Source organism: Rhodococcus sp. Eu-32 (assembly GCF_003336925.1).
Lineage (GTDB): Bacteria > Actinomycetota > Actinomycetes > Mycobacteriales > Mycobacteriaceae > Rhodococcoides > Rhodococcoides kyotonensis_B.
Map to the genome: position 1 here is coordinate 108,214 of NZ_QGNK01000015.1, position 26,583 is coordinate 134,796.

General features: G+C 65.5%; 23 protein-coding genes. 5 read left to right on the top strand and 18 right to left on the bottom strand.

Translation table 11 applies throughout. The features are described 5' to 3' along the window. The first annotated feature begins 5 nt into the window (after nucleotides 1-5). Nucleotides 6-572 carry an Rv3235 family protein gene (locus DK926_RS18385; RefSeq protein WP_114331580.1) on the top strand — a complete coding sequence of 189 codons (567 nt, stop codon included), beginning with the start codon at nucleotides 6-8 and terminating at the stop codon, nucleotides 570-572. 3 nt (nucleotides 573-575) lie between these two features. On the opposite strand, the gene secA is transcribed toward DK926_RS18385, so the two are convergent. The 14 genes from secA to DK926_RS18455 form a co-directional block, all read right to left on the bottom strand. After that, nucleotides 576-3,518: a preprotein translocase subunit SecA gene (secA, locus tag DK926_RS18390; protein WP_114331581.1), complete on the bottom strand. Its 2,943-nt coding sequence runs from the start codon at nucleotides 3,516-3,518 to the stop codon at nucleotides 576-578. Between the two features lie 223 nt (nucleotides 3,519-3,741). After that, on the bottom strand, nucleotides 3,742-4,386 hold the full coding sequence (gene raiA / locus DK926_RS18395) for a ribosome-associated translation inhibitor RaiA (RefSeq protein ID WP_174551352.1): 645 nt from the start codon (nucleotides 4,384-4,386) through the stop codon (nucleotides 3,742-3,744). A 249-nt stretch (nucleotides 4,387-4,635) separates the two neighbouring features. Beyond that, nucleotides 4,636-5,316, bottom strand: coding sequence for a ComF family protein (locus tag DK926_RS18400; RefSeq protein WP_114331582.1), 681 nt, complete (start codon nucleotides 5,314-5,316; stop codon nucleotides 4,636-4,638). A gap of 38 nt (nucleotides 5,317-5,354) precedes the next feature. Further along, nucleotides 5,355-7,103, bottom strand: a complete 1,749-nt coding sequence (lpqB, locus tag DK926_RS18405; RefSeq protein ID WP_114331620.1) for an MtrAB system accessory lipoprotein LpqB — start codon at nucleotides 7,101-7,103, stop codon at nucleotides 5,355-5,357. A 23-nt stretch (nucleotides 7,104-7,126) separates the two neighbouring features. Continuing rightward, a complete protein-coding gene (gene mtrB / locus DK926_RS18410; RefSeq protein WP_114331583.1) occupies nucleotides 7,127-8,890 on the bottom strand; it encodes an MtrAB system histidine kinase MtrB in 1,764 nt (587 codons plus the stop codon). Further along, entirely contained in the window at nucleotides 8,887-9,564 is a 678-nt protein-coding gene (gene mtrA, locus DK926_RS18415) for an MtrAB system response regulator MtrA (RefSeq protein ID WP_068421513.1), read from the bottom strand. The genes mtrB and mtrA overlap by 4 nt, the downstream gene beginning before the upstream one ends. 4 nt (nucleotides 9,565-9,568) lie before the next feature. Next, nucleotides 9,569-10,234, bottom strand: a complete 666-nt coding sequence (locus tag DK926_RS18420; RefSeq protein WP_114331584.1) for a dTMP kinase — start codon at nucleotides 10,232-10,234, stop codon at nucleotides 9,569-9,571. A 13-nt stretch (nucleotides 10,235-10,247) separates the two neighbouring features. Beyond that, nucleotides 10,248-11,747: an adenosylhomocysteinase gene (gene ahcY / locus DK926_RS18425; protein WP_114331621.1), complete on the bottom strand. Its 1,500-nt coding sequence runs from the start codon at nucleotides 11,745-11,747 to the stop codon at nucleotides 10,248-10,250. A gap of 83 nt (nucleotides 11,748-11,830) precedes the next feature. After that, nucleotides 11,831-12,946 carry an alkane 1-monooxygenase gene (locus DK926_RS18430; protein ID WP_114331622.1) on the bottom strand — a complete coding sequence of 372 codons (1,116 nt, stop codon included), beginning with the start codon at nucleotides 12,944-12,946 and terminating at the stop codon, nucleotides 11,831-11,833. Nucleotides 12,947-13,170: 224 nt separating this feature from the next. Continuing rightward, a complete protein-coding gene (locus tag DK926_RS18435) occupies nucleotides 13,171-14,694 on the bottom strand; it encodes an amino acid permease (RefSeq protein WP_114331623.1) in 1,524 nt (507 codons plus the stop codon). Nucleotides 14,695-14,753: 59 nt separating this feature from the next. Beyond that, nucleotides 14,754-15,977 (bottom strand): mannose-6-phosphate isomerase, class I, encoded by a 1,224-nt coding sequence (manA, locus tag DK926_RS18440; RefSeq protein WP_114331585.1) that lies wholly within the window; start codon nucleotides 15,975-15,977, stop codon nucleotides 14,754-14,756. Continuing rightward, nucleotides 15,977-17,131 (bottom strand): tobH protein, encoded by a 1,155-nt coding sequence (locus DK926_RS18445; RefSeq protein WP_114331586.1) that lies wholly within the window; start codon nucleotides 17,129-17,131, stop codon nucleotides 15,977-15,979. The genes manA and DK926_RS18445 overlap by 1 nt, the downstream gene beginning before the upstream one ends. A 78-nt stretch (nucleotides 17,132-17,209) precedes the next feature. Next, a complete protein-coding gene (locus tag DK926_RS18450) occupies nucleotides 17,210-18,577 on the bottom strand; it encodes a phosphomannomutase/phosphoglucomutase (RefSeq protein ID WP_114331587.1) in 1,368 nt (455 codons plus the stop codon). A 203-nt stretch (nucleotides 18,578-18,780) separates the two neighbouring features. Next, complete coding sequence (locus DK926_RS18455) at nucleotides 18,781-19,197, bottom strand: DUF3499 domain-containing protein (protein WP_174551350.1); 417 nt, start codon at nucleotides 19,195-19,197, stop codon at nucleotides 18,781-18,783. Between the two features lie 73 nt (nucleotides 19,198-19,270). Here DK926_RS18455 and DK926_RS18460 point away from each other — a divergent pair, with 73 nt between their 5' ends. Further along, a complete protein-coding gene (locus DK926_RS18460; RefSeq protein ID WP_114331588.1) occupies nucleotides 19,271-19,753 on the top strand; it encodes a metallopeptidase family protein in 483 nt (160 codons plus the stop codon). 24 nt (nucleotides 19,754-19,777) lie between these two features. On the opposite strand, the gene DK926_RS18465 is transcribed toward DK926_RS18460, so the two are convergent. Further along, nucleotides 19,778-20,011, bottom strand: coding sequence for a WhiB family transcriptional regulator (locus DK926_RS18465; protein ID WP_027498876.1), 234 nt, complete (start codon nucleotides 20,009-20,011; stop codon nucleotides 19,778-19,780). Between the two features lie 791 nt (nucleotides 20,012-20,802). On the opposite strand from DK926_RS18465, the gene cofD reads away from it, so the two are divergent. The 3 genes from cofD (at nucleotide 20,803) to DK926_RS18480 (ending at nucleotide 23,685) form a co-directional block, all read left to right on the top strand. After that, nucleotides 20,803-21,771: a 2-phospho-L-lactate transferase gene (cofD, locus tag DK926_RS18470; RefSeq protein ID WP_114331589.1), complete on the top strand. Its 969-nt coding sequence runs from the start codon at nucleotides 20,803-20,805 to the stop codon at nucleotides 21,769-21,771. Continuing rightward, nucleotides 21,768-23,123 (top strand): coenzyme F420-0:L-glutamate ligase, encoded by a 1,356-nt coding sequence (locus DK926_RS18475; RefSeq protein WP_114331590.1) that lies wholly within the window; start codon nucleotides 21,768-21,770, stop codon nucleotides 23,121-23,123. The genes cofD and DK926_RS18475 overlap by 4 nt, the downstream gene beginning before the upstream one ends. Before the next feature lie 103 nt (nucleotides 23,124-23,226). After that, nucleotides 23,227-23,685: an NUDIX domain-containing protein gene (locus tag DK926_RS18480; RefSeq protein WP_114331625.1), complete on the top strand. Its 459-nt coding sequence runs from the start codon at nucleotides 23,227-23,229 to the stop codon at nucleotides 23,683-23,685. Here the strand turns inward: DK926_RS18480 and DK926_RS18485 are convergent. From DK926_RS18485 to rfbD, 3 genes are read right to left on the bottom strand one after another with little or no spacing between them, the layout of a single operon-like run. Continuing rightward, on the bottom strand, nucleotides 23,682-24,767 hold the full coding sequence (locus DK926_RS18485) for an NDP-sugar synthase (RefSeq protein WP_114331626.1): 1,086 nt from the start codon (nucleotides 24,765-24,767) through the stop codon (nucleotides 23,682-23,684). The two genes, DK926_RS18480 and DK926_RS18485, sit on opposite strands and share 4 nt — an antisense overlap. After that, nucleotides 24,757-25,653: a glycosyltransferase family 2 protein gene (locus tag DK926_RS18490; protein WP_114331591.1), complete on the bottom strand. Its 897-nt coding sequence runs from the start codon at nucleotides 25,651-25,653 to the stop codon at nucleotides 24,757-24,759. The genes DK926_RS18485 and DK926_RS18490 overlap by 11 nt, the downstream gene beginning before the upstream one ends. Before the next feature lie 26 nt (nucleotides 25,654-25,679). After that, nucleotides 25,680-26,543: a dTDP-4-dehydrorhamnose reductase gene (rfbD, locus tag DK926_RS18495; protein WP_114331592.1), complete on the bottom strand. Its 864-nt coding sequence runs from the start codon at nucleotides 26,541-26,543 to the stop codon at nucleotides 25,680-25,682. Between the last annotated feature and the right edge of the window lie 40 nt (nucleotides 26,544-26,583).

Genomic DNA, 26,583 nt, shown 5'->3' on the forward strand with positions numbered 1-26,583 from the left:
GGCGTATGGAGGCGACCGAAGCCAGGCGACAGAGCAGATTGGTGCGCCCGGCGCAGCCGTACGAACCGCCCGCCGTCGAGCGCAGCACGGCAACGCCGGCCGCGCCGTGTCGAGTCGCAGTGCGGCGCAACACCATTCGGTCGAGCTCGGCCGTGAAGCGACGTCACCCGTTCCCCCGCAGCCTCGGAGCACATCCCGCGGCCGCACCCACGACGGTAGCCCCGAACCCCGCTCGCGACGTCCCGGACGACATCCGCCGAGGTGTCGATCATGCATTGCGACTGCTGTTGGAGGTACTCGATCGACGCAGGACTGCCGACCAGTTGCGCAGTCTGTTCGCGCCGGCCGTCATCGAATCGATAAGAACGATCGTCAGGAACGGGCCTCCCGGGCACGGTCTCGGTATCGCATCACTCCGGACCGTTCATTCCCGTCCGGCGTCCGAGAACTCCGTGGAGATCTTCGCGACGTACGCGCGTGGGCCTCGTGTGTTCGCGCTCGCGGCCCGGATCGACGTTCGATCCGGGCCGCGAGGAGACACACCGACGGTGACGTCGTTGCGGGTCTGCTAGGTGTCAGCGTTTCTTCTTCGACCGAGCAGGCTTGGACGTCTTGGCCTGCGCGCGCGCAGCCTCACGGCGCTCACGACGCGTACCTTGCGCCGCCTCGTCGGCCTTGCCGCCGCGTGCAGCACTCCCGTTACCGTCCGTCGCGCTCGACCGACGCACCTCTGTGCCGCCGCCCTCGTCCGGACCGGTGTAGGTCAACCCTCCCGAGGGCCGATCCTCCAGCCCCTTCGCACGTAGCGCGGTCGGCGCGGGCGCGCCCGCAGGCTGCGCAGCCCGCTCCTGCGTCGGCAACGGCTTCGGCGCCTCCGCCTTACGGGTGGTGACGGCAGGCTGCTGGGCGGTGGGCTGTTGCTGCGCGCCGGACCCGATCGGCGACGCCAGGCCGGGCGCCACTGCGAGCCCAGCGCTCGCGGCCGGTCCCGCCGGGGCAGGAGTGGCTTCCACCTGCAGGTTGAACAGGAAGCCGACCGACTCCTCCTTCAGTCCCTCCAACATGCCCTGGAACATGTCGTAGCCCTCGCGCTGGTACTCGACGAGCGGATCGCGCTGAGCCATCGCGCGGAGTCCGATGCCCTCCTTGAGGTAATCCATCTCGTAGAGGTGCTCGCGCCACTTACGGTCCAGGACCGACAGCAGGACGCGGCGCTCGAGCTCGCGCATTCCGTTCTCGCCCGCGATCTCCTCGATCTCGGCCTCACGCTTGGTGTACGCAGCGCGGGCGTCGGTGAGCAACGCGTCGAGCAGCTCCTCGCGAGTCAGGTCGCTCTTCTCGCCGAATTCGTTCTCGTGCGTCAGTTCCTTGTGGTCGACGCCGACCGGGTACAGCGTCTTCAACGCCGTCCACAGCTGTTCGAGATCCCAGTCCTCGACGTACCCCTCGGCGGTAGCGCCGTTCACGTAGGCCGTGATCACGTCGGTGATCATGCCTTCGACCTGGCCCTCCATGTCCGCACCTTCGAGGATGCGGCGGCGCTCGTCGTAGATGACGGTGCGCTGCTGGTTCATGACCTCGTCGTACTTGAGGACGTTCTTGCGGATCTCGAAGTTCTGCTGCTCGACCTGGGTCTGCGCGCTCTTGATGGCCTTGGAGACCATCTTGGCCTCGATCGGGACGTCGTCGGGCAGGTTGAGTCGCGTCATGATCGACTCGAGCGCAGCACCGTTGAACCGTCGCATCAACTCGTCGCCGAGCGACAGGTAGAACCGGGACTCGCCCGGGTCTCCCTGACGACCGGAACGACCGCGGAGCTGGTTGTCGATGCGGCGCGAGTCGTGCCGCTCGGTGCCGAGCACGTAGAGGCCGCCTGCCTCGCGAACGGTTTCGGCGTCTTCCTTGACCTGCGTCTTCACGTTCTCCAGCGCGGCATCCCACGCGGCCTGGTACTCCTCCGGGTTCTCCACCGGGTCGAGGCCCTGCTTACGCAGTTGGATGTCGGTGATGATGTCGGGGTTTCCACCGAGCACGACGTCCGTACCGCGGCCTGCCATGTTGGTGGCCACGGTCACTGCCCCGAGACGACCGGCCTCGGCGACGATGGTCGCTTCCTGCTCGTGGAACTTCGCGTTCAGAACGCTGTGCACGACGCCGCGCTTGGTGAACTGCTTCGACAGATACTCCGAACGCTCGACGCTCGTCGTACCGATCAGGACCGGCTGGCCCTTCTCGTGACGCTCGACGACGTCGGACACGACCGCGTCGAACTTCGCTTCCTCGGTCTTGTAGATGAGGTCACCGTTGTCGACACGAACCATGGGCCGGTTGGTCGGAATCGGGATGACGCCCAGTCCGTAGGTCTGGTGCAGCTCGGCGGCTTCGGTCTGTGCCGTACCGGTCATTCCCGAGAGCTTGTCGTACAGACGGAAGTAGTTCTGCAGTGTGATCGTGGCGAGAGTCTGGTTCTCGGCCTTGATCTCCACCTTCTCCTTGGCCTCGATGGCCTGGTGCATGCCCTCGTTGTAGCGGCGACCGACGAGAATACGACCGGTGAACTCGTCGACGATGATGACCTCGCCGTCGCGGACGATGTAGTCCTTGTCCTTCGTGTACAGCTCCTTCGCCTTGATGGCGTTGTTCAGGTAGCTGACGAGCGGAGAATTGGCGGCCTCGTAGAGGTTGTCGATGCCGAGCTGGTCCTCGACGAGCTCCACGCCCGACTCGTGCACACCGACCGTGCGCTTCTTGATGTCCACCTCGTAGTGGACGTCCTTCTTCAGCAGCGGCGCGATACGCGCGAACTCGCTGTACCACTTCGACGACGCGTCGGCCGGGCCCGAGATGATGAGCGGCGTGCGCGCCTCGTCGATGAGGATCGAGTCGACCTCGTCGACGATGGCGAAGTGGTGACCGCGCTGCACCAGGTCGTCGAGCGAGTGCGTCATGTTGTCGCGCAGGTAGTCGAAGCCGAACTCGTTGTTCGTTCCGTATGTGATGTCCGCGGCGTAGGCGGTGCGACGCTCGGCCGGGGTCATTCCGGACAGGATCACGTCGGTCTGCAGGCCGAGGAAGCGGTGGACGCGTCCCATCCACTCGGAGTCACGCTTGGCGAGGTAGTCGTTGACCGTGACGACGTGTACGCCGTCACCGGCGAGTGCGTTGAGGTAGGCCGGCAGGACACAGGTAAGTGTCTTTCCCTCACCGGTCTTCATTTCCGCGACGTTGCCGAAGTGCAGCGCTGCACCGCCCATGACCTGTACGTCGAAGTGCCGCTGCGACAGCACGCGCCACGACGCCTCACGCGCGACGGCGAAGGCCTCGGGGAGCAGCTCGTCGAGCGACTCGCCGCCCGCGTACCGCTTCTTGAACTCGTCGGTCTTGGCGCGCAGTTCGTCGTCGGACAAGCCCTCGACGTCCGGGGACAGGGTGGACACGTGATCAGCGATGTTCTTGAGTCGCTTGACCATGCGACCTTCACCAACACGGAGCAGCTTGGAAAACGACAGCGAAGGCACGGGCTTTCTCGTCCTCGATCCTCGGTTAACGGATAAAAGGTTGTCAGGGCGTCACAGGCGTCGGGAGCACGACCGTACTCACGCCGACAGCGCGAGTCGACCGCGACCCGACGCGTCCATGGTAGGCGCTGCCGCGGTGAGCGTAGAAGACCCACCGGGACGAAACGGGTCCGACCTGGGATTTCTCCCAGGTCGGACCCGTTGTAGGCAGTGGTTACGAACCTCAGGTCAGCCTGATCAATCCGTAATCGAACGCATGCCTGCGGTACACGACCGACGGTCGGTCGGTGGCACTGTCGTGGAACAGGAAGAAGTCGTGACCCACCAATTCCATTTCGTAGAGAGCGTCGTCGACGGACATGGGGGCGGCGGAGTGCACCTTGGTCCTGACGATCTGACCGGGACCGCTCGGCTCGTCCTCGAACGAATCGAGGGGAATGTTCGGATCGATCGCCAGTGAGTCGTCCTCGGCGAGTTCTGCGGTGGCCTCGGCAACCGAGACCGGAGTCTTCTCACCGTAGTGAACTTTGCGACGGTCCTTGGTCCGGCGCAGGCGACTTTCGAGTTTGGACGTCACCGATTCCAGTGCGGCATAGAAACTGTCGGCACAGGCTTCTGCACGGACTACCGGCCCCTTGCCCTTCGCGGTGATTTCCACGCGCTGACAGGCCTTACGTTGGCGGCGGTTACGTTCGTGCTGGAGTTCGACGTCGAACAGGTAGATAGAGGGGTCGAAGCGTTCGAGCCGGGCGAGTTTCTCGGAGACGTAGACCCGGAAGTGATCCGGGATCTCGACGTTGCGGCCTTTGACCACGACGTCGGCATTGTTGGTGCTGGACTCGTCCGAAGGCTCCTCGTCGAAGAACACAGAAGCTTGTGAAGGGGTCGTCACGCGTACCTCCCGATATCGGTCGCGCCGCCGGTGCGACGCGGCAAGTGCTCATGCCGACTGGGGAACCAACCGGCACCATTTTCTGCCGCATCACCTCCACACGAGAGAAGTCGCATCCGCCTTCGAAGGGCGTGTCCACGACGCTAGTCGGTCATCCGCTCGTGTGCCACTGTTCACCGAATTTGGGTAGCGGTGCGTGTCGCGAAACCGTGCGTTCGCGCCGTGTCACACCGCGGCCACCACCAGCACACCGTCGACTCGGACACCGAAATCGTGTAGGACACAGACCGATTCGGCGGCCGTCGAACCAGTTGTCAGAACATCATCGACGACGAGGACCGTGACGTCACGCGACGCGGCCTCGAACGTCCGGCGCGTCGACGCTGGAGGCACCATCAAGATTCGGCCCGCGACGTTGGCCTGCCTCTCGGCAGCACCGAGCCCCACCGAATCGCGCACTCCCCTGCCCATCCGCAACGAACGCGGAACCGACACCGGCTCGGGTTCCAGCATCGTCGCGGCAACTCGTGCGAACCGCTCGACGTGATCGCCGCCGCGCATTCGCGCGGCCCGCGACCGCGACGGGGCGGGCACGAGTGCAAGCGCCGCGAACTCGGGCGGGTCCAACTCACCCAGCATCCGCAGATGGGACACCGCGCGTGCCGTCGCCCGCCCCAGTGGCTGTGCGAGGTCGTGCCGATTGCGTTCCTTCAACGCCAGCACGGCACCGCGAAACGGGCCCGCATACGGGCCGAGCGCCCAGCACGGCACTCCGACGTCGACACGCGGCCGTACCGAGACAGGCGGACGCGTCACCGCGCCTTCACACCGAGCGCACCACGCCTCACCAGCGACGTCGCAGCCTCCGCACTCGTTCGGCAACACCAGATCCAGAAGAGTTCGCATGGCCGCGGAGTATGACCGCCGGGTCCGACAGGATCGGGTCAGCCAGGAAGGATCGGCGTCGCCTTCACGCCGGCGAGACCGGAGACTTCACGCCAGTAGCGATCGCCCGCCGGGTCGTTGTTGTCCAGCTCGAACACCGCACGAGAGTCCGCGACGAACTCGTTCGACGGCGACGCGTCGACCGACAGCACCGGTGCCGTGAGGTTGCGGCTCGGCAGGGCGTCGAGTCTGGATCCGTCGGTCGTCACCTGCACGACGGGGACGTCCGTCGCGATGCGCACGATGACGATCGCGTCGCCGGTGCTCCAGTCGAGAGCGAGTGCGTCGCTGCCGAGACCGTTGGCCACGGCGCGCGGTGACGTCAGGGAGTACAGACCGTTCTCCTGCCGGACGACGGTCGCGACGTACACCAGCCCGTCGACGATCATCGCGGCGCGGACGCCGTCACGCGACAGTCTCAGATCCGTGATGCGGGAGCCGAGCGCGGTGACCGCTCCCGCGTCCACCGGAACGACAGATACCTGCCCGGTGGCCGGATCACGAGCTGCGCGAATGACATTCGTTCCGTCGATGACAGCCCACACGGCGTTGTTGTCGGCACCCCACGTCGGTCGTGTGATCGACTGCCCCTCCGCCACGGGGAACGCGCCACTGTCGTACCCACCGATCATCAAGGCCGACGACGGCTCCGGCGCCGGGCGCCCGGTGTCGGCGACACCCGCGACCAACGTCCCGTCGGTGGACAAGGCGACCGTCCGCAGATTCACCATCGATCCGAAATAGCCTGGCACGGGCGTCGTTCCGGTGTCTTCCACCGACACCAGTCGCCCACCGACGACGGCGTGCAGTCCGACCTCGTCCTCGGGCGCACCGAGCGGATCGAAGTCGGCGACGTCGAGGGTCGTCCACCCGTCGGGCTTGGAATTGTCGAGCGGCTGACCGTCCGCCAGCAGCACGTACGGACCGGAGATCTCGGCCGAGGCGAGAGTCCAGATGACCTGCGCGGCAAGCAGTTCGCGGTTCTTCGCGTCCATCGCCTGAAGACCGCCGAAATCGATACGCACACCGCCGGATCCGACGCCGACCTGGCCGGTTCGACCGTCGGCCTTGGTGATCGGGCCGCGCACGCCGACCTCGTCGGCCAGCTCGTTGGACACGGCAGGCTCCAGCGTCGACTTGGGCCCGTCGATCAACAGCTGCACGAGCTGATTGGCCGTCTGATCGGACGACCCGGTCAGCCATCGGACGTCGGGAACCAGCTCCGAGCCGAGCGGATCGACGAAGTACAGCGACTTCCGTTGGTACGCACTGAAGAACTGGGACCTGTCGATGAGCACACCGGGTGGCAGCTCGTCGATGCGCCACTCGCCGTCGACCTTGACCATCTTGATCGTCGAGTCGACCGTCCCCGCGCCGGCTTGATAATCACCGCCTGGAGCCAACAGACCGACCGTGTTCGACCGAAGCGTGTATTCGGCTTCGTCGTCGGTACGAGGACCGTAGAGGAGGTCGATCTTGTCCGCGACAACGGTTTTCGCGCCGTCGTCCCAACCGTTCGACGCATTCGAGGTCAGGAATTGGCGCGCCGCCTGATGTCGGTTCGCGGAACTCGCACTCGCAGCGATGAAGTCACGTACGAGACGGTCCGGTTCCCGGCCTGCGGCAGGAGGCGGTGGCGTCGTCGTCTCGGCACCGGCCGCGCTGAGCGACCCGATCGCCTGCGGAGTGGACGATTCGGGAAGACTCGCGCATCCGACGACGAGGGCAAGGACGCTGCACAGCACCATGACCGGTGCTATTCCACGACGGTTCACGCATCTCCTTCGTTGCCGTGCGCATCGGGCGAGGAGTCCGACGCGCGGGGCACGGTCAACGCTTTCGTCGCACTGTCCACCTTGGGGACTGCCACTGCGCGGGTGATCTGTTCCTGCGGCAGCGGCTGTCCCTGGCTGTACGGCTTCGTGCTCGGTTTGAGCGGGAGCGGGCTCCCGATGACCTTGTGTCCTCGGACGAGCGGCAAGGTCAGCCGGAAGCATGCTCCTTCGCCGAGCGCGCCCCATGCCTCCAGCTTGCCATCGTGCAACCGGGCGTCCTCGACACTGATGGCGAGACCGAGACCGGTGCCTCCCGAACGACGCACGCGCGACGGGTCCGAACGCCAGAACCGGTTGAAGACCAGCTTCTCCTCGCCCGGCCTGAGCCCGATGCCCTGATCACGAACGACGAATGCGGCAGCGTCCGAATTGGCTCGCAGCCGCAACAGAACCGGCTTTCCCTCGCCGTGGTCCACTGCGTTCGCCAGCAGATTGCGCAAAATGCGCTCCACACGCCTCGGGTCGACCTCGGCGATGACGGCCTCGTCCGGCATGTCGACGATCAACTCGGTTCCGCTCTCCTTCGCCAGATGCCGAACGGTCGACACCGCGGCCCTCGCACACATCCTGAGGTCGAGTTGTTCGGCGGCGAGCTCGGCGACACCGGCGTCGTGACGGCTGATCTCGAGCAAGTCGCCGAGCAGTGTCTCGAACCGATCGAGTTCGTTGACGAGCAGTTCCGACGACCTCCTCAGCGCCGGATCCATGTCGGCGCTGCCGTCGTGGATGAGGTCGGCGGCCATGCGCACCGTCGTCAGCGGTGTGCGCAGCTCGTGACTGACGTCGGATGTGAAGCGGCGCTGCAGATTACCGAACTCTTCGAGTTGGGTGATCTGCTTGGACAGACTCTCCGCCATCTCGTTGAACGACATCGCGAGCCGCGCCATGTCGTCCTCGCCGCGCACCGGCATTCGTTCCTTCAGCCTGCCGTCCGCGAAGCGCACTGCGATGCGCGACGCCGACCGAATGGGAATGACCACCTGCCGCGCGACGAGCATCGCGATCGCGGCGAGCAGAACCAACAGAACGACGGCGCCGATCAGCAGCGTGCCACGCACGAGCGACAACGTGCGTTCCTCGCTGCCGAGTGGAAACACGAGGTAGAGCTCCAGTGTGGAGATGTCGGACGCCGTGGGAGTCCCGAGGATGAGCGCCGGGCCGGAATATCCACCCTGCTCGGGGTCGGTGACCGTCGCGAACTGATAGCTGATCTGGCCGCTCGTGACGAAGTTGCGCAGGCTCTGCGGAATCTGATCCGCGGGTCCGACGGACGCGTCGGCGCGCACGCTGTCGCCTTCGACGACGAGGACCGGGTCGAACGTGCCTGCCGATCCCGACGCCTGACCTGCATCGATGTCTCTACTCGTCAGCTGAGCGCGCGCACGTTCGAGGCGCAGATCGAGACCCGTCGAGTCGTCCGCGCCCGCCAACGATCCTTCGACGGTCATGCGGCTCCGATCGAGCTCCTCGGTGGCCGCAGTGATCTTGGCTTTCAGCAGACGATCGGTGATCTGGCTGGTCAGCACCATTCCGAGGATGGTGATGACGACCAGGGACAGCGTCAGTGTCGACACGACCACACGTAGCTGCAGCGATCTGCGCCAGACGTGACCGAGCGAGGTGCTCACCGAGCGAAACCAACGCAGGAGCGGCGAGAACGTTCCGTTGATTCGTCGCCGCGAGTGAGAGAACCAGATCACGGCGGTCCGGCCTTGTAGCCGACCCCTCTCACGGTCAGCACAACCTCGGGGTTCTCCGGATCCTTCTCGACCTTGGCGCGCAGACGCTGAACGTGCACGTTGACCAGCCGGGTATCGGCTGCGTGACGGTAACCCCACACCTGTTCGAGCAACACTTCGCGAGTGAACACCTGGCGCGGCTTGCGCGCAAGTGCCACCAGGAGGTCGAACTCGAGCGGTGTCAGCGACACCAGTTCTTCACCACGGCTCACCTTGTGCGCGGGGACATCGATGACGATGTCCGCGATGGACAGCAGCTCGGCAGGCTCGTCCTCGGTACGACGCAGGCGTGCGCGAACGCGAGCGACGAGCTCCTTCGGCTTGAACGGCTTCATGATGTAGTCGTCGGCACCCGATTCGAGTCCGAGGACGACGTCGACGGTGTCGGTCTTCGCCGTCAGCATCACGATCGGTACACCCGAGTCGGCGCGCAGCACGCGGCACACGTCGATCCCGTTCATCCCGGGAAGCATCAGATCGAGCAGAACCAGATCGGGCCGGTTCTCCCGGACTGCGGACAGCGCTTGCGTGCCGTCACCGACCACGAACGGTTCGAAACCCTCGCCGCGAAGGACGATGGTCAGCATTTCGGCGAGAGCCGAATCGTCGTCGACTACAAGAATCCGAGGCTTCATGGTCCTATGTTGTCACTTTCCCGCTGTCAGGTGGCTCATTGAACACGTCGGCGGCGAGTCGATCCGGATCGACGTCGGGCCCGACGACCTCCCACCGGGACGCCCAGTTCGATGCGGCGAGCCCGCCGTACACCGCCGACGTCCGGCTCTGCAGAGATCCGTCTCGTTCGTAGGCATCGCGCGTGCGCGAGATGTCCTCGCTCTCGCGTGACGCCGCACGTTCGGCCGCCAACTCGACGGGGACGTCGAGCAGAATCTGCACGTCGGGAACCGGCACGCCGAAGCGATCGAATTCGAGCGCACGAATCCACTCGACCGCGTCACCGTCCGCGCTCTCCGACAACCTCGCGGCCGTGTATGCGGCATTGGACGCGACGTACCGATCGAGCAGCACGATATCGTTGTGTGACAACGCTTTTCGCAGATCCTTCGCTGCATACTTCCGGTCGAGAGCGAACAGCAGGGCCATCGCATGCACGCTCTGTGCGGTATCGCCGTGCCGACCCCGCAACGCTTCCGCAGCCAGGTCCGCGTGGATGGAGTAGTCGTAGCGCGGAAACCCGATGCGGATCACGTCGAGGTCGTCGCGCTCCCACGCCGAGACGAGCCGACGGGCGAGCGTGTTCTTGCCCGCGCCGTCGACTCCCTCGATGACGATCAGTTTTCCCATGTGCCGAGCGACGTCAGTAGCGGTAGTGCTCGGGCTTGTACGGACCCTCGACGTCGACGCCGATGTACTCCGCCTGCTCCTTGGTCAGCTTGGTGAGGGTGCCACCGAGAGCCTCGACGTGGATGCGCGCGACCTTCTCGTCGAGGTGCTTGGGCAGCCGGTAGACCTCGTTGTCGTACTCGTCGGGCTTGGTCCACAGCTCGATCTGCGCGATGACCTGGTTCGAGAAGCTGTTGCTCATCACGAACGACGGGTGGCCGGTCGCGTTGCCGAGATTGAGCAGACGGCCTTCGGACAGCACGATGATCGACTTGCCGCTGTCGAAGATCCATTGATCGACCTGCGGCTTGATGTTGAGGCGCGTCGCACCCGAGCGTTCGAGGCCTGCCATGTCGATCTCGTTGTCGAAGTGGCCGATGTTGCCCAGGATCGCCTGGTCCTTCATCGCCTTCATGTGCTCGAGGGTGATGATGTCCTTGTTGCCGGTGGACGTGATGACGATGTCCGCCTGGCCGATCCCCTGCTCGACGGTGACGACGTCGAAGCCGTCCATCAACGCCTGGAGAGCGTTGATCGGGTCGACCTCGGTGACCTGGACGCGGGCCCCCTGGCCTGCGAGCGACTCGGCGCAACCCTTGCCCACGTCGCCGTATCCCGCGATGAGAACCTTCTTGCCACCGATGAGCACGTCGGTGCCGCGGTTGATGCCGTCGATGAGAGAGTGGCGGGTGCCGTACTTGTTGTCGAACTTGCTCTTGGTGACCGAGTCGTTGACGTTGATCGCCGGGAACGCGAGCTCACCGGCCGCCGCGAACTGGTACAGGCGAAGCACACCGGTGGTGGTCTCCTCGGTCACGCCCTTGACCGACTCGGCGATCTCGGTCCACTTGGACGTCGAGGCCTCGAGCGAACGGCCGAGTAGACGGAGGAAGACCTTGTACTCGTCGGAGTCGTGGTCCTCGTCGATCGGAGGAACGACGCCTGCCTTCTCGAACTGAGCACCGCGCAGCACCAGCATCGTGGCGTCGCCGCCGTCGTCGAGAATCATGTTCGCAGGCGCGTCGGGCCAGGTCAGCATCTGCTCGGCTGCCCACCAGTACTCTTCGAGCGTCTCGCCCTTCCAGGCGAAAACCGGGACGCCGGAGGGAGATTCGGGTGTTCCGTTCGGACCGACGACGATGGCGGCGGCCGCGTGATCCTGGGTCGAGAAGATGTTGCACGACGCCCAGCGCACCTCGGCACCGAGCGAGACGAGCGTCTCGATCAGCACGGCAGTCTGGATGGTCATGTGCAGCGAGCCCGAAATACGTGCGCCCTTCAACGGCTGCACGTCGGCGTATTCGCGACGCAACGCCATCAAACCGGGCATCTCGTGCTCGGCGAGGCGAATTTCCTTGCGGCCGTATTCGGCGAGCGACAGGTCCGCGACCTTGAAGTCGATGCCACCGAGGACGTCCGCGGTGAGTGCCGATCCTGTTGCCGAACCCTCGTTCGGCGTTACTGAGGTCGTCATCTTGCCTCTCCTGGTTGCGTGAAGTTCCATCGGCAAGGCTATCCGGTCGGGTTCGGTGCGCGTCGTCCCACCTGCCCGCCGGTCTATGCTGCCCGATTCGTCCCGATGTCGTGCTGCGCCAGGATCTTCTCGCGTCGGCGAGGCAGAATGTTCGTGCGCGTGACGTCGCCGTCGTAGTGCGCCAGCACCCGAGGGTCCATCACGCGACGCCACAGCGGCGGCACGAGCGCGAGCAGCACCATCGTGGCGTACCCGGCAGGCAGCTGCGGCGCTTCGTCACAGGCACGCAGCGTCTGATACCGCTTGGCGGGGTTGGCGTGGTGGTCGCTGTGTCGCTGCAGGTGATACAGAAAGATGTTCGTGCACAGTCGATCGCTGTTCCAGCTGTGGCGCGCGGACGTCCGTACGTAGCGTCCTCGGGCGTTCTTCTCACGCAGCAGTCCGTAGTGCTCGACGTAGTTGATGACTTCCAGCAGCAGAAATCCGACGACGGCCTGCAGAGCCAGGTACGGCAGAATCCCCGGACCGAATACCACCGCCAGGACGGCGAACAGGGCCAGGGACATCAGCCACGAATGAACCAGATTGTTGCGGATACTCCAGGTGCGCAGGCCGAGACGGGCGAGCCGTTGCTTCTCGAGCGACCATCCCGACCGTAGGCCGCCGATCACGCTGCGCGGTAGAAACGTGTAGACGTCCTCGCCGAAGCGCGCCGTCGCCGGATCCTCGGGGGTGGCGACACGCACGTGGTGGCCCCGGTTGTGCTCGACGAAGAAGTGTCCGTAGAACGTCTGCGTCAGCGCGACCTTCGCCAGCCATCGCTCATGCTGCTCGATGCGGTGGCCCAGCTCGTGGGCTGCATTGATGCCGGTGCCCGCGACGAGACCGACGGTGACGGCCAGGCCGACCTTGTCGACGACGGTCAGCCCGCCGAACGCCCACATCCAGCAGGCGACGAGCAGCGTGACGAACTGAACCGGCAGGAACAGGTAGGTGCACCAGCGGTAGTACCGGTCCTGTTCCATCGACTCGATGTCGTCGTCGGACGGATTGTTACCGTCCTCGCCTGCGACGGCATCGATGATCGGAATGACGACGAAGAAGATCATCACGCCGCTCCACCAGAAGATCGGCATGCCCGTCCACATCACGAGCTGTGACGGAAGAAGCGCCGACGCGGGAGCGAGTAGGCCGAGCATCCACAGATACCGTTTCACGCCTCGGCGCCGACGGAGCGATGCACTCGGCACCTCGTGTTCGACTGAAACGCTGCTGGTGGGTGCATCCACGGACGCACCCACCTGGCCGACCCCACCCAACGCGAACCCCCTCGTTATCCGACTCAAGGTTGGTTCGGGAAGCTTATAACAACCGTACGACCGGCTGGAAGCGTGACGATCCGTCCCGTCATCCGGTTCTCGACCTACTCGCGCGCCGCCTGAGCGATCGATTGCTCGCGCTCACGGATCGTCTTCTCGGCGTTACGCCTGCTGTACAGGAAGTAGATCGCGACGCCGATCGCCATCCAGACGAGGAATCGGATCCACGTCTCGACGGACAGATTGATCATGAGCCACAGGCATGCAACGACCGCGAGAATCGGAATGACGGGCATCAACGGAACCTTGAAACCGCGCGGAAGATCCGGGCGGGTTCGACGCAGGACGATCACTCCGATGGACACGAGCACGAATGCGAAGAGCGTTCCGGAGTTGACCATCTCTTCGAGCGTGCCGATCGGGAAGAACGCGGCGAGAACGGCCACGACGAACCCGACCAGCAAGGTGATACGGACGGGGGTTCCGCGTCGGCCGGTCCGCGCGAGCCCACGGGGAGCAAGACCGTCACGCGACATGGCGAACAGCACACGCGTCTGTCCGAGCATGAGCACCATGACGACGGTCGTCAGGCCGGCCAGCGCTCCGAACGAGATGATGTTCTTCGCCCACGTGAGGCCGTTCAGTTCGAATGCGGTTGCCAGAGTCGAGGAATCGCCCGCCAGTTCGGTGTACTTGACCATGCCGGTCAGGACCAGGGTGACCGCGACGTACAGAACGGTGACGATCGCGAGCGAACCGAGGATGCCTCGTGGGAGGGCCTTCTGCGGCTGCTTCGTCTCCTCTGCGGTGGTGGCGACGACGTCGAAACCGATGAACGCAAAGAAGACGAGGCTGGCGGCGGCGAGCAAGCCGTACCAGCCGAACGTGCTTCCACCGGCCCCGGTGACGAACGAGAACAGAGACTGGTGAATACCCTCACCCGTCGATCCGGGCTCGGACGGCGGGATGTACGGCGAATAGTTGTCGGTCTTGATGTAGAACGCACCGACGACGACCACGAGAAGCACGACCGCGACCTTGATGGCGGTGATGACGAAGGACACTCGCGAGGAGAGCTTGGTACCGGTGGCCAGCAACGCGGTGATGATCAGCACGATGAGCAGTGCGCCCCAGTCGAAGTTCAGCGACCCGATCTCGATCGTCGGCGACGCGGATCCGAGAACCTCGCCGAGGTACAGCGACCAGCCCTTGGCGACGACCGAGGACGCCAGCGCGAACTCGAGGATGAGGTCCCATCCGATGATCCACGCGATGAACTCGCCGAATGTGGCGTAGGAGAACGTGTACGCGCTGCCCGCCACGGGAACCGTCGACGCGAACTCGGCGTAGCACAAGGCAGCAAGACCGCACGCGACAGCGGCCAGCACGAATGCGAGAGACACCGACGGACCGGCGACGTTGCCCGCGGTGCGCGCGGTCAGGGTGAAGATGCCCGCACCGATGACGACCGCGACACCGAACACGGTCAGGTCCCAGGACGTGAGGTCCTTCCGGAGCTTGGTGTCCGGTTCGTCGGTGTCGCGCATCGACTGCTCGACCGACTTCGTCCGGAAGATCCCGGAACGGCGTGCCGGCTGCTTCGAGTTGCCGGCGCCCTCTTCATGCATGTGTTCCACCTGTCGACAATTCTGCTTGGCGCAGACTCATGTGTTGTGCATCTCGTACGCTAGCCGACTGTGGCGCTGAACACTTCTGCCGCACCCCACCGGGCGTGCACCGCAACCACCGGATCCGCCGCCGGTACCCATACCGACGCGCCGCGTTCGAGGATCAACTCCGTGTTCCCGTCGTCGAGCGCGACGCGACCGTCGGTGCACAAGACTATCTGGGGTCCTGCGCTGTCCAGCTTCACCGAGCTTCCGTCGGCCAGCATCGACCTGGACAGGGCGAACTCCGGGGCCGGAGTGTCGTAGCGCACGGGCAGTTCGACCGAATCGGAGGCCGGATCGAGCACGGTCACCTCGGCCGGCTCGAAGTCCAGTACGCGCAGCAATTCCGGTACGTCGACGTGTTTTGGCGTCAGACCGCCTCGAAGTACGTTGTCGGAGTTGGCCATGATCTCCACACCGGTACCCGACAGGTACGCGTGCAGGTTGCCCGCAGCGAGGAAAAGACCCTGCCCCGGGTTCAGGGTGACACGGTTCAACAGCATCGCCGCGAGAACACCCGCGTCGCCCGGATAGGACTCACCGAGCTCGAGCAACGTCCTGGCCTCGGCGACGAACTTGCCCCCATCCTCCTGCGCGCGCGTCGACAGGTACTGGACCAGACCATCGGCCACGAGGGGCAGCAACGCATCGAGCGCGGGGCCGGGCAGGGTGATCCACGACGTGAACACGGTGCGCAGTCCGGCTTGATCGGGCTGGTCGGCGAGCAGCGAACGGTAGACGGACAGCGCCTCGACACCGAGCGCATCCATGAACTCCACGGTCTGCCGTGGGCACCGGAAGCCTGCGAGCGCATGGAATTCGGTCAACGCCACGATCAGCTCGGGCTTGTGGCTGGCGTCGCGATAGTTGCGGACCGGCGAATCGATCGGGACGCGCAGTTCTTCCTCGCGCGCGAAGCCTTCCTTCGCTTGCGCGGCGCTCGGGTGGGCCTGCAGCGACAGGGGCTCGTCCGCCGCGAGCAGCTTGAGCAGGAACGGCAGCCGTCCCTCGTACGTCTTCGCGGTATCGGCGCCCAGCTCGCGTACCGGGTCCTCCTCGATTCGCGTCAGCAGCGACTGTTTCGACGGACCGTCGCCGACGTGTGCCGGATCGGCGGGATGGGCACCGAGCCAGATCTCCGCTTCCGGATGTTCCGACGGCACCGTGTGCCCGCGCAGCTCTGCGAGCGACGTCCGCGACCCCCACGCATACGACCTGACTGCCCCGTGCAGGAAATGCACTACCTACCGCCCATCACATGTAGATACGCGGCGGCCATTTCCAACCGCGTCGCCAACAACGTCATAGCTCCCAGTTCGCCCAGGTTCACGGCTTCGATGTCGGGCGTCCGGTCCTCCGGCACTCGCCGACCGGCTTCGGTGTACCCGGACGTCCGCGGATCGAACATCGTGGTGTCCGCGGACAACACGAGCGCGTCCGGGACTGCTGCGGTCCGCCGTTCCGTCAGCGCGACCGCGTCCGGCGGGGAGCACACCACCACCCGTACCGGTGGCTGGGGTCGCGGCCCGTCCAGTTGCTCGTCGTGGAACAACGGGTCGTACGACGCGCCACTGTCGGTGGCGGCAGACCGTCCGGCAGCGACGGCGGCGAACACGACGTCGCCGAGTTCTCCCGTGGCGCTCACGACGCCCGCTGCTCGGAACAACACCTCGCCGGCGTGACGGGCGATCTCGACCGACACTGGACTGGATCCGGTCAGTACCACCCGCGCCCCCGAAATTCGCGCCGCCAGGGACTTCGCAGGGTTGTGGAACACCTCGTGCGTCGGGTGATTCCGCGCCGCTTCTGCGTCGAGGAGATCGGCCACGACGTCGAGGTCGGGCAGCAGCTGCCGGTAGGCACCGTCGGAGAGAGTGCCGAGGACTGCGATACCCGCAGCCAGATAACGCATGATCGCATTGTGTTCTCGCACTGCGATTTTCGGTGGAACGAACACTGCTCGACCTGCAGCCGCCGACCGCAACGGCCCTTCGTCCGGCGTCACGAGCACGGTCTCGGCACCGCGTCGCACCGCGGCCGCCGTCGACTCCGCGAGCCTCGGGTCTCCCGCATCGTCACCGCTGACGAGCACGACGTCCAAGGGCCCCACCCATGGCGGTGTCCCTGGTGCGTGCACGAGTGGAACTCCGATTCGCGAGCCGAGAGCGGCGACGAGAACGGATGCCGCCCGCCCGGCTCTACCGTCGCCGCAGACGAACACGACGCTGCGGGGACGCAGATCGCGCAGCCGATCGGACACCGATTCGACGACGGCGGTCGAGGTGGCCCGAGCCTGAGCTCCCGCCAGGGCTGCGCTACGAAGAACACCGTCGACGTCGGCGGCGACCAGAGCGTCGGAGTCGTCGAGATCGAACAGGGGCGACGCGGCAGTCATGATCCGTCGACACCGTCCTCTCCTCGTCGAACTCGCTCGTTCACTCTCTCGGTCCGATCTACTCGTTCACTATTCCAGTCAGGCTCGCACCACGCCGAGTATCTCGGAGGTCAATGCGTCGACCTCCTCGCTCGTGCGGGCTTCGACGTTCAGCCGCAGCAGTGGCTCGGTGTTGGACGCACGGAGATTGAACCAGGCACCGTTTTTCAGGTCGACGGTGACGCCGTCCAAGCGATCGACTGCGCTGGTGCGATCGGCGAACGCGTCGAGCACAGCAGCGGTTCGTTCGGCTGCGTCGGCGACCGTCGAGTTGATCTCGCCCGACGCCGCGTACGTCTCGTAGGACTGCATCAGCTCCGACAGCGGACGGTCCTGCGAGCCCAGCGCGGCCAGCACGTGCAGCGCGGCAAGCATGCCGGAATCCGCACCCCAGAAATCGCGGAAATAGTAGTGCGCCGAGTGCTCGCCACCGAAGATCGCTCCGGTTTCGGCCATCTGCTGCTTGATGAACGAGTGGCCGACGCGGGTGCGTACGGGCGTGCCACCGAGCTCGGTGACCAGTTCCGGCACAGCGCGCGACGTGATCAGGTTGTGGATGACCGTCGCGCCGGGCTCCTTGGCGAGCTCGCGTTCGGCAACGAGCGACGTCACCGCGGACGGAGACACCGGATCGCCCTTCTCGTCGACGACGAAGCATCGGTCCGCGTCGCCGTCGAACGCGAGTCCGATGTCGGCGCCCGTCTCGACGACGAACTTCTGCAGATCCTTCAGGTTCTCGGGATCGAGCGGGTTGGCTTCGTGGTTCGGGAAGGTTCCGTCGAGCTCGAAGTACAGCGGTTCGACGGTGACCGGCAGCGACCCCAGAACCGCTGGAACCGTGTGTCCGCCCATGCCGTTGGCAGCGTCGACCGCGATCTTGACGCCGGACACCTTCGTCAGGTCGACCAGTTCACGCACGAACGCCGCGTACTCGTCGAGAACGTCGCGCTCCGATATCGTTCCCGGCTCACCTTCGTAGGCGGGGATGCCGTCGACCAGTTCGGCTTTGATCTTGTCCAGGCCGCTGTCCTGACCGACGGGCTTCGCGCCGGCTCGGCACAACTTGATGCCGTTGTACTGCGCGGGATTGTGGCTGGCGGTGAACATCGCACCGGGGCATTCGAGAAGACCGGATGCGAAGTACAGCTGGTCCGTCGACGCCAGTCCGATCAGGACGACATCCAACCCCTGCGCGGTGACGCCCTCGGCGAACGCCCGTGACAATTCGGGAGACGAAGGACGCATGTCGTGGCCGACGACGACGCGGTCGGTCGAGCCGTCCCGCACCAATCTGGCGAATGCTGCACCGACGTCACGTACGAACTCGATGTCGATCTGCTCACCCACCACCCCTCGCACGTCGTAAGCCTTGATGACCGCGTTGACGGACTCGGTAGTTCGTGCCACGAACGACTCCTCGTGATGTGGGTGGGGCGAACGGTCCAGAATTGGATGCGACGATCGAACTCGATCTAAACATCGAACTCGATCACGAATCTTCCACAACCGGGCGAACGGGGCGCGCCGAACTCACCGAGTTGTGATCGAAAGTATGCGAAACACGCTCGCGCAGAACAACTGGCGGCGAGCAGAGACGCAGCGAAGTCAGGTCAGGACGTCGGGTCCGGCAGTACGCGCAGATGTCCACGGCGACCCGTGCGCGCAGGCGGCGGCGTCGGTCGATCCTCGGAGTCCTCTCGACGAGCATGGCGCCCCTCGGACTGTGTGCTCACCTCGTCCGTACGCGGCCGATCGCCGCGGCCGGCCTCGCGGACGGCCTCGGCGAGAGCGGTCAGATCGTCCTCGTCGGGCGAGGTGGAGGAGTAACCGCCCTCGTAGCGGACGAGCTCCCAGCCCTTCGGAGCCGTCGTGGTCGAGGCATGCACTTCACACAGGTCCCACGAATGCGGCTCGTCCACGGTGGCGAGAGGTCCGACGACCGCGGTCGAATCGGAGTAGACATACGTGAGCGTCGCAACGGCCGAACGACTACACCCCGGTCGGCAGCATCCACGCAGTGATCTCACATGCGAGAGACTACCTCCCCCGCTCCGGCCGACCCCTCGACACACCGCGAATCACCGAAGATAACCTCACGGTATGGCCAGAACGGGTTCCGGACACACATCACGATCCGCCGAACGACGCGGTCGCGGGATCCGCGGACCGATCATCCCCCCGGATCTGCCGGGCCATCGCACACGCGCCGACCGCTTCGATCGTGCCGTGCTCGAGGCGTTCGCACGCATCGATCACCGACTGCACGAACGCCTCGAACGTCTCGACATCGCGGTCGACGAGGTCCCGAAGATCAGAGCGATCGACCCGGACTCGATCGATTGGCCACCGGAGGTGGTGGCAGAGGGGCCGGTTCCGCTGTCGCGGCTGGTGCCCGCAGGAATAGACCGGCGCGGAGAGACGACACGCGCCCGGATCGTTCTTTTTCGACGCCCACTCGAACGTCGCGCCCAGCACCCCGAGGATCTAGAGGATCTGCTCTACGAGGTGTTGGTCGAACAGGTCGCAACCTACCTCGGCGTCGAACCCGAGGTCGTCGACCCGGAATTCGACGACGACATCTAGGCCCCGCCGACGGTCGGCGGCTGATCAGACGATGCCGCGCTTGAGCCTTCTACGCTCGCGCTCGGACAGTCCACCCCAGATTCCGAAGCGCTCGTCGTTCGCCAGCGCGTATTCGAGGCACTCGTCCTTGACCTCACAGCCGAGGCAAATGCGCTTCGCCTCGCGAGTGGATCCACCCTTCTCCGGGAAGAACGCTTCGGGATCGGTCTGAGCGCACAGTGCACGCTCCTGCCACTGATCCTCGATCTCTTCGAACATCTGATCGAAGCCGGCGATCAGACTCAGAAGCGGCTTCTCCGGTGCGCGCGACGAGATCTCGTCACCGTCGAAGTCGACGAGGTCGTCGTCGCCTCCGTCATCGTCAATCGAATCGATTGCCGCAGAATCGCTTTCGTCGATCACCGCGGCCGCGAGATACGCGGCGCCCGCGTCGACCGGCGTCACATCCGGCGACGGAGCCACGGACACCGAGGTGGCGTCCGCACCTGCGTCGGCGGTCGTGCCGATCGAGATGTCGATCATGTTGTCGTCGCAGCCGCGTGATGCTGCGCCTGCTTCGGAATCGGTCTGCGGCGCGTGGTTGACTGCGCTGAGGTGAGCACCGGTTTCGCCCCGTGTTTCACGTGTCACGTGCTGGTCGTACATCGCTTCCGCCTCCTCACCTTCGAATAGCGCAGAAAATTCGGTCGGTTCCGAATACCTTGCCCCGCGCCGGTATTCGCTGCCACCCAACGAACCCTCGACCTTTACTACACGTCCCGACGCGATGCCGCCACATGGGAACGCGTGTTCGAATCCAGGGCCACTCCAACGAAATTCGTCGAACGATCGTGGAATGACATACATGTGATTAGACACGCCGGACACCGCTGCGGTCAAGCTGATCGACGATATTCCAATACCATCTTCGGCTCGAATTCGGCACCCTCCCCGAATCGGCGAGCGTCGTCAGCGTGTCGCAGGTGTTCGCGCGTGGAGCGAGCGCCGGACTCGATCCACGAGGCACTCGCCTACCCACGGTTCACGCGCACGGCCTAGGCTTCGACCTTGTGAAAGTTACTGTCTTGGTCGGAGGCGTGGGCGGAGCCCGGTTCTTGCAGGGTGTGAAATCCCTTCTCGGGGAGGACGACGAGATCACCGCGATCGTCAATGTCGGTGACGACGTGTGGATGCACGGGTTGCGCATCTGCCCCGATCTGGACACGTGCATGTACACGCTCGGCGGCGGGATCGACACCGAGCGCGGATGGGGCCGCGTCGCGGAAACGTGGCATGCACGAGACGAACTCGCCGCCTATGGAGCCGACCCGGATTGGTTCGGCCTCGGTGACCGTGACATCGCGACGCATCTCATCAGGTCCAGAATGTTGCGCACCGGATACCCGTTGTCGGCCGTCACCGAAGCTCTCTGCAACAGATGGAAGCCGGGGTTGCGTCTACTGCCGGTGACCGATGACCGAAGCGAGACGCACGTCGTCGTCACCGATCCCGAGGATCCGAGCGGTGAATCGCAGCGCGCAATTCACTTCCAGGAGTGGTGGGTTCGCTACCGCGCACAGATCGAGACACACAGCTTCGCGCACATCGGTGCCGAACAGGCAAGTCCCGCACCGGGAGTGCTCGAGGCGATCGCCGACGCGGATGCCGTGATCCTCGCGCCGTCGAATCCCGTCGTGAGCGTCGGAGCAATTCTCGCGGTGCCCGGCATTCGCAGCGCGTTGCGCACGACGGCTGCGAAAGTAGTCGGCCTGTCCCCCATCGTCGACGACAAACCGCTGCGCGGAATGGCCGACGAATGCTTGTCCGTGATCGACGTCGAGACCACCGCGGAAGCCGTCGGAAAGTATTATGGTGCACGGTCGGACACGGGAATCCTCGACGGCTGGTTGATTCACTCGACCGACACGGCAACGATTCCCGGCGTCGACGTCCGCAGTGTTCCACTGTTGATGACCGATCCCGAGACGACCGCACGGATGGCCGCAGCCGCCTTGCACTGCGCGGGGGTGGACCTGTGAATTCTTCAGTGCCGCAGGACCATTCACCTGGCGGCCGCATCGAGGTCATCCCGGTACCGGGTCTTCCCGAGTTCCGACCGGGCGACGACCTCGCGGGCGCGATCGCCCGCAGCGCCCCCTGGCTTCGCGACGGCGACGTCCTCGTCGTGACGAGCAAGGTGTTCTCCAAGGTCGAGGGCCGACTGGTCGACGCGCCGATCGATCCGGACGAGAGGGACGCCGCCCGACGCCGCCTCGTCGATCAGGAAGCAGTACGCGTCGTCGCACGCAAGGGCCGCACGCTCATCACCGAGAACCGACTCGGGATCGTGCAGGCGGCGTCGGGAATCGACGGATCGAACGTCGATCGCGCGGAACTCGCTCTGCTGCCGGAGAATCCGGATGCGAGTGCGGCAGCGTTGAGATCCGCACTCGTCGGCTCGCTCGGCGTGACCGTCGCCGTCGTCGTCACCGACACAATGGGCAGGGCGTGGCGCATCGGTCAGACCGACGTCGCGATCGGAGCCGCCGGACTCGCCGTCGTCCACGCGTACGCGGGCGCCGAGGACAGCCAAGGGAACGAACTCGTCGTCACCGAAGTGGCGGTCGCCGACGAGATCGCCGCAGCCGGAGACCTCGTCAAGGGCAAGCTCGGTTCGGTCCCGGTCGCCGTCGTTCGCGGTCTCGCACCCGTGGACGACGGTTCCGTCGCACGTGACCTCGTCAGACCGGGCGAGGAGGACCTGTTCTGGCTCGGTACCGCCGAGTCGATCGACAAGGGCAGGCGCGAGGCACTGCTGCTGCGTCGTTCGGTCCGGTCGTTCACCGACGAGCCCGTGAACGCCGACGACATCAGAGATGCCGTCGGCGACGCGTTGACCGCACCCGCACCGCATCACACGCATCCCGTTCGCTTCGTGTGGGTGCGAACGCCCGCGCTTCGTGCCCGGTTGCTCGGCGAGATGAAGGAGAAGTGGAAGCAGGACCTGCGCGCCGACGGGTGGACCGAGGAGCGCATCGAGACGCGCACCTCCCGCGGAGACATCCTGTTCGACGCTCCGGAACTGGTCATTCCGTTCTGTGTGCCGGACGGTGCCCACTCCTATCCCGACGAACGCCGCACCCGCGCGGAGGACACCATGTTCACGGTCGCGGTCGGCGCGGCCGTGCAGGGGCTTCTGGTCTCGCTCGCGGTCCGCGGCCTCGGAAGCTGCTGGGTCGGCTCGACCATCTTCGCCTCCGACCTCGTCCGTACCGAGCTGGGTCTACGTGCGGACTGGAAAGCCATGGGCGCCATCGCGATCGGGCATCCACACGAGGAACTGACACCGCGCGACCCCCGCACGCCCGGAAACGAACTGGTGGAGATCTGACGTGTCCGTCACCGATGAGGCTCTCGCACTGCACGATTCGGCAGTCGATGTACTGAACGCGTGGAACACCGTGGAGTGGCACGAGGATTCGCTCCGTCACACGATGCTTGCATTTCTCGCCAGCAATCCGAACGGGTGCATGCGCGCCAACGAGGCGGGACACATCACCGCCTCGTCGTTGGTGCTGGACGCGTCGGGAAAGAATGTGCTGTTGACGCTGCATCCGCGGGTCGGACGGTGGATCCAACTCGGCGGTCACTGCGAAGAGTCGGACAGCTCCGTCGTCGACGCGGCGCTACGAGAGGCACGCGAGGAGTCCGGTATCCACGATCTGGACATCGACGCGCACTTGCTCTCTGCGCACACGCACCCCATCACGTGCTCGCTGGGGAAGCCGACGCGTCATCTCGACCTGCGATTCCTGGTGCGCGCGCCGGAGGGTGCTCGGGCGGTGCGCAGCGAGGAGTCGACCGATCTGCGGTGGTGGCCGGTCGACGCTCTCCCCGAGTCCGCCGAGGCGGACACGATCGCCCATCTCGTCGGACTCGCGGAGAAACGTTAGACGTCGGTGGAGAACCTGACTCCACCGTCGGGAAGCTTCACACCCGGCCATACCCTGGCGCCGCGCAGTAGCTCGCAGCGTGCGCCGATGTCGGCACCGTCGCCGATGACACCGTCCCGCACGAGTGCGCGAGGGCCGATGCGGGCACCGAAACCGATGATGGAGCGCTCCACCACCGCACCGGCTTCGATGACCGCGCCGTCGAAGATGACCGCGCCGTCCAGGCGGGCACCTGCTCCGACCTCTGCGCCGCGGCCGACGACCGTGCCACCGATCAGCAACGCACCGGGTGCAACGCCAGCGCTCGGATGAACGAGAGACTCGCCGCGCGTCCCGGTCAGAGCGGGCGACGGCGCAATGCCGCGCACGAGGTCCGATGAGCCCTTGACGAAGTCCTCGGGCGTTCCCATGTCGCGCCAGTACGCGCTGTCGACATGTCCGAAGACACGCTTGTTCTCGGTGAGCAGTGCGGGGAAGACCTCACGTTCGACCGACACGGGGCGGTCGCTGGGAATCTTCTCGATGATCTCGCGGCGGAAGACGTAGCAGCCGGCGTTGATCTGATCTGTCGGCGGATCCTGCGCCTTCTCGAGGAACGCCGTGACGCGGCCGTCCTCGTCGGTCGGGACACAACCGAACGCACGGGGATCACCGACGCGAACGAGGTGAAGCGTCACATCGGCGTCGGTGCGCTGGTGGGTGTCCAACACTGCGGTGAGGTCGGTGCCGCCCAGGACGTCGCCGTTGAACACCATGACGTTGTCCGCACGGAGGCGAGGCAGCACGTTCCTGATGCCACCGCCGGTTCCCATCGGTTCCGTTTCGGTGACGTACTCGATCTCCATGCCGAGCGACGAGCCGTCCCCGAAATGCTCTTCGAAGACTTCGGCTTTGAACGACGTGCCGAGCACGACGTGGTCGATACCCGCATCTTTGATGCGAGCCAACAGATGGTGCAGGAACGGCAGACCTGCCGTGGGAAGCATGGGCTTCGGAGCCGACAGGGTCAGCGGCCGAAGCCGAGTCCCCTTGCCGCCTACCAGGATAACGGCGTCAGTGTTACTTCCCGCCTCAGCTGACATCATCGGCCTCTCTCTTGTCGTCGATCTGTCGCTGTCGAAGTGCCGCAGCCACAACCACCTTCGAGCGCACGGCCAATCCGGCGCGTAGCGCCCATCGTAGGGGAGCTTGCCACAGATGCGGGTGACGATCTGCCTGAAATCGATAAGCGCTCGCGTGGTGCGCCGGGAGCATCAACTCCGGATGTCTGCCTGCTGCATGGCCTTTGGAATGGGTGACTTCCACGCTCGGCACGTACACATTCAGCCATCCGGCCGTTCCGAGCCGGTCGCCCAGGTCGACGTCCTCCATATACATGAAATAACGGGAATCGAACCCGTTCACGGAGTCGAATGCGGCGCGTCTGAGCAGAAGGCACGAGCCGGACAGCCAGCCCACTGTTCGCTCGGTCACAGCTTCGTTGTCCTGTCGGTACTGCTGCGTCCACGGATTCCCGGCCCAGATCTTCCCGAGCAACGCATGCCCCGCACCCGACGTCAGGTTCGGCACCGCGCGTGCGGACGGGTAGCGGCTGCCGTCGGGTTCGCGAATCAGCGGGCCGAGCGCACCGGCCCGCGGCCAGCGCTCCGCAGCCTCGAGCAGACCGTCGAGCGCACCGGGATGCCACTTCACGTCCGGGTTGACGACGGCGATGAACTCGACACTGTCGTCGATCTCCGCGACGGCACGATTGACCGCTCCCCCGTAGCCCAGATTCGCGCCGGTCCGAAACAGCCTGGCGTGCGGGTACTTGACCGCAGCGGCTTCGGGACTGCCGTCGGTCGAGCCGTTGTCGGCCATGATGACCAGCGGTTTCTCGTCCGTTGCCGAGTCCAGGGACTCGAGGAACTGGTCCAGGTACTTACCGGGCGAATAGGTCACCGTCACGACGGCCAGCTTGGAACTCACGCGGCAAGACTAGCGGTAGCTCCGTGTCAGGCCCGGGCGCCGACCGCGCGGAGAGCGTCGTCCAGAGCGTCACGCCAGTCGCGGAGCGGTGTCAGCCCGGCCCGCTCCCATTCCGCGCCCGACAGCACGGAGTAGCTGGGCCGCGGAGCCGGACGGACGAACTCGGCGCTCGAACACGGCCTCACACGGTCGGGGTCGGCTCCGACGCCTGCGAAGACCGCGCGTGCCAGGTCGTACCACGTCGCCGTACCTGAATTGGTGAGATGGAGGATCGGCCCGGCCGGGCGCGGAGCCGTCGCCAGTTCGAGCAGTCCGCCGGCCAGGTCACGTGCGTAGGTGGGTGATCCGGTCTGATCGTCTACGACGGTCACCGTCTCGCGCTCGCGTTCCAGACGTCGCATCGTCGACACGAAGTCCGCGCCGTCGCCGGTGTACACCCAGGCGGTACGAACGACGGACGCCGACGGCAACGCGCGCAGGACGGCATGCTCCCCCGCGAGCTTCGTTCGGCCGTAGGCGCTGCGGGGTCCGGTGGCGGCGTCGGTCTCGTACGGGGCGTCGGCGGTGCCGTCGAACACGTAATCGGTGGACACGTGAATCAGCGTCGCCGATGCCCGCGCGCAGGCCTCCGCGAGATTTCTCGGCCCGTGCGCATTGACGGCGAGTGCGCGCTGCTCGTCCGTTTCGGCCGCGTCGACGGCGGTGTACGCCGCGCAGTTGACGACCACCGACCCGGGTTCGACGGCGTCGGCTACTGCCGCCGCGTCGGTGATGTCCAGGTCGCCGCTGGTCACCCCGATCACGCGACCGACATCACTGCGATCGCCTGCGAGGGCCACCACCTGACGTCCCAACTGTCCCCCGGCACCGGTCACAAGGATGTTCACCACAGTTGCAAAGTGTGGCACGCCGTCGCTGCCTGAGCGAAGC

What these genes read in the sequence shown, in the direction of transcription:
- DK926_RS18385 (WP_114331580.1), top strand. Translation starts at nt 6, where the DNA reads ATGGAGGCGACCGAAGCCAGGCGACAGAGCAGATTGGTGCGCCCGGCG.
- DK926_RS18400 (WP_114331582.1), bottom strand. Translation starts at nt 5,316, where the DNA reads ATGCGAACTCTTCTGGATCTGGTGTTGCCGAACGAGTGCGGAGGCTGC.
- lpqB (WP_114331620.1), bottom strand. Translation starts at nt 7,103, where the DNA reads ATGGTGCTGTGCAGCGTCCTTGCCCTCGTCGTCGGATGCGCGAGTCTT.
- mtrA (WP_068421513.1), bottom strand. Translation starts at nt 9,564, where the DNA reads ATGAAGCCTCGGATTCTTGTAGTCGACGACGATTCGGCTCTCGCCGAA.
- DK926_RS18420 (WP_114331584.1), bottom strand. Translation starts at nt 10,234, where the DNA reads ATGGGAAAACTGATCGTCATCGAGGGAGTCGACGGCGCGGGCAAGAAC.
- ahcY (WP_114331621.1), bottom strand. Translation starts at nt 11,747, where the DNA reads ATGACGACCTCAGTAACGCCGAACGAGGGTTCGGCAACAGGATCGGCA.
- DK926_RS18430 (WP_114331622.1), bottom strand. Translation starts at nt 12,946, where the DNA reads ATGCTCGGCCTACTCGCTCCCGCGTCGGCGCTTCTTCCGTCACAGCTC.
- DK926_RS18435 (WP_114331623.1), bottom strand. Translation starts at nt 14,694, where the DNA reads ATGCATGAAGAGGGCGCCGGCAACTCGAAGCAGCCGGCACGCCGTTCC.
- DK926_RS18445 (WP_114331586.1), bottom strand. Translation starts at nt 17,131, where the DNA reads ATGACTGCCGCGTCGCCCCTGTTCGATCTCGACGACTCCGACGCTCTG.
- DK926_RS18460 (WP_114331588.1), top strand. Translation starts at nt 19,271, where the DNA reads ATGGCCAGAACGGGTTCCGGACACACATCACGATCCGCCGAACGACGC.
- DK926_RS18465 (WP_027498876.1), bottom strand. Translation starts at nt 20,011, where the DNA reads ATGTTCGAAGAGATCGAGGATCAGTGGCAGGAGCGTGCACTGTGCGCT.
- DK926_RS18480 (WP_114331625.1), top strand. Translation starts at nt 23,227, where the DNA reads ATGCTTGCATTTCTCGCCAGCAATCCGAACGGGTGCATGCGCGCCAAC.
- DK926_RS18485 (WP_114331626.1), bottom strand. Translation starts at nt 24,767, where the DNA reads ATGTCAGCTGAGGCGGGAAGTAACACTGACGCCGTTATCCTGGTAGGC.